Origin of the sequence: Halomonas sp. BC2, from assembly GCF_002078115.1 — a bacterium.
Taxonomy (GTDB): Bacteria; Pseudomonadota; Gammaproteobacteria; order Pseudomonadales; family Halomonadaceae; genus Vreelandella; species Vreelandella stevensii.
The window spans coordinates 56,044-58,090 of record NZ_LFGT01000008.1; the positions used below are offsets into that span (position 1 = coordinate 56,044).

Annotated in this window: 5 protein-coding genes; all 5 read right to left on the reverse strand. The window is 55.6% G+C overall.

Translation table 11 applies throughout. From position 1 onward, the window contains the following. Positions 1-112 precede the first annotated feature (112 nt). Complete coding sequence (locus B7L71_RS05580) at positions 113-412, reverse strand: CcdB family protein (protein ID WP_081136534.1); 300 nt, start codon at positions 410-412, stop codon at positions 113-115. Next, positions 412-657, reverse strand: coding sequence for a type II toxin-antitoxin system CcdA family antitoxin (locus tag B7L71_RS05585; protein WP_081136536.1), 246 nt, complete (start codon positions 655-657; stop codon positions 412-414). The genes B7L71_RS05580 and B7L71_RS05585 overlap by 1 nt, the downstream gene beginning before the upstream one ends. Positions 658-850: 193 nt before the next feature. Further along, positions 851-1,132 (reverse strand): type II toxin-antitoxin system RelE/ParE family toxin, encoded by a 282-nt coding sequence (locus B7L71_RS05590; protein ID WP_081136538.1) that lies wholly within the window; start codon positions 1,130-1,132, stop codon positions 851-853. Beyond that, positions 1,129-1,401 (reverse strand): CopG family ribbon-helix-helix protein, encoded by a 273-nt coding sequence (locus tag B7L71_RS05595; RefSeq protein WP_081136540.1) that lies wholly within the window; start codon positions 1,399-1,401, stop codon positions 1,129-1,131. The genes B7L71_RS05590 and B7L71_RS05595 overlap by 4 nt, the downstream gene beginning before the upstream one ends. 259 nt (positions 1,402-1,660) lie before the next feature. After that, positions 1,661-2,047, reverse strand: a 387-nt coding sequence (locus tag B7L71_RS05600) for a DUF7281 domain-containing protein (protein ID WP_446497379.1), incomplete at its 5' end; no start/stop codon positions are given.

A 2,047-nucleotide genomic window follows, 5' to 3' on the forward strand; every position in this document is an offset into this window, starting at 1 on the left:
TCAATGGGTGAAGCCTAAAGCCAGGGATGTCAATGATTCGCCCAGACTCTGATTTGAAGGTCTACCTGTACCGCGAAGCCGTGGACATGCTGAAAATGATCACTTTCTTGCATCAAAAGCCCAAAAACAGCATGTCCAACGCTGCGGAGATTTCGTCCTGCTGCTCAGCAAGGTTACCAACACGAGAACGCAATTCGCCCTTGGGTACAGCAGCCATGTATTGAGTGGCCATGACGAAATCCTGACCTTCAATGCTAAAGACAGGATTCAGCCGCTGGGCTGGGGACGGCGCAGAAGATTGGGGCAATAGAGGCACGACAACCCGAGTGTTCAAGCCGCTAAGAAGGTCTGATTGAACGTCCAGCAGATAGCCGCCCCCACCCTCATTGTCGAAGATGTCGAAGCGGGCCATCAGAATTGACGGTGCCGCGCGAGAGGCAAACCGTTAGCTTCAACGTATGCGTTCGAGCTTGCCAGAGCTTTGGCATTCTCTGTCAGCCACTTCTCCTGTTTATGCCGTTTCACAGCCTCCGCGATCCCCGCCTCTGCGGACCGTGAGACATTGATCCCCAAGGCTTTTGCCTCCTTGAGAAGATCACTATCTAGCGATAGATTCGTTGGCTTTCGGGTGGATTTCGTAACTTCAGCAGCTTGCACAGCTCAGTCCTCGTGTGGAACGACACACCCATAATATGCGCATATTATTTGCCCATCAAGTATGCGCGGCGGCAGATCCTGCCGCTAATGTAAGGGCGTCCCATGATTCAGTGAGCTAACGCTGAGCGCACGGGTGACTTTGACGCAGCGAAGCGGAGACAAGGGCGTCCAAGTGCCGCGTTTGGTTAAATTGCTATCGTTCGCCCTCAAGGCCATGCCACACACGGAGAATAATGATGGCACTGACATGAACTGAATATCGAACGACGTATTTTCCGAAAACCATATCTCGAACAGAGTCAGGCACCGGTGCCATTTCAACCGGTGTGCCCATTCTGGGGAAATCTGGAAGTAATTCGATTTTGCCAACCAGTTCAGTGGCAATCCTGGCTGCCGCCGACGGGTTGTGCTCCGCAACGAACTCCCTGAGGCGTTTCAAATCATCAATGGCTTCATCCGTGTAAACCAGCTTCACTTACCTGACCTCGGTGCATCCTGCTCGTTTTCGGTTCCCCAGCTATTAAGCCAACTGTGAACCTCGCTGGCATCAACGAGCTTGCCTTGGGCAGCAGACTCCATTGCCTCTAACGTTTGTTTCCAACGCTCTTGCTCAAGCTGCTGCTTTTCTATGTATTCCGACAACGCCTGGTTGATCACCCAGCCTTTGCTACGGTGCAGCCTGCTGGCGATTGCTTCCAAACGCTGTTCAACTTCTGCCTGAAGGCGAACCGTGGTGACGCTCATGACTATGCCCCTCATGCCTGGTGACTACAACGTATTACAGCATAGTCTACGAAGGTAGGCAAAAACCTGACCGCTCATTCATTGAGGTTATGTAGCCAGCTCCATCGACCCTATCCCACTGATTCGCCTGAAGGCAAAGGGAAAATAAGCGGCATATTCAGATTCGCATGCTGGCGCGTTTTGCTTTCCCCCCTGCGTACCGCAAGAAAAGCACTGCACGGTTGATTCTCTCAGCCAACCCCAGCCAAGAAGCAAGCCGCTAACCAACCCCCACCGCCACCAATTCCCCCTCAAACCACTGCTGTTTGAGGCCGCGCTGTTTTTCCAGCAGCGTGAGGTAGGGCCTTAGCGGGTGTTGGGGCGGTAGGCTGACGTGGAGTTGGCGCAGCCGCCGTTGGTAGGGGAGCTGCCCGGCGGGCTGGTGCAGGGGGGTGGCGTGTTGGCTGAGCCATGCCATGTCGGGGAGCAGCAGGTGCGTGGCGCCGCTGTCCAGCGCCAGGGTCACGCCCTTGGCGTCGAAGTCGCCTGCGTAGAGGTGCGGCCTGCGGGTTTTGCGCCATACCTCGGCAAGGTAGGCGAAGCCGCCGCCGTAGTGGCTGTCGCCTCGGTAGGCGATGAGCGGCTGGGCGTAGCCGCTGAGGGCGCT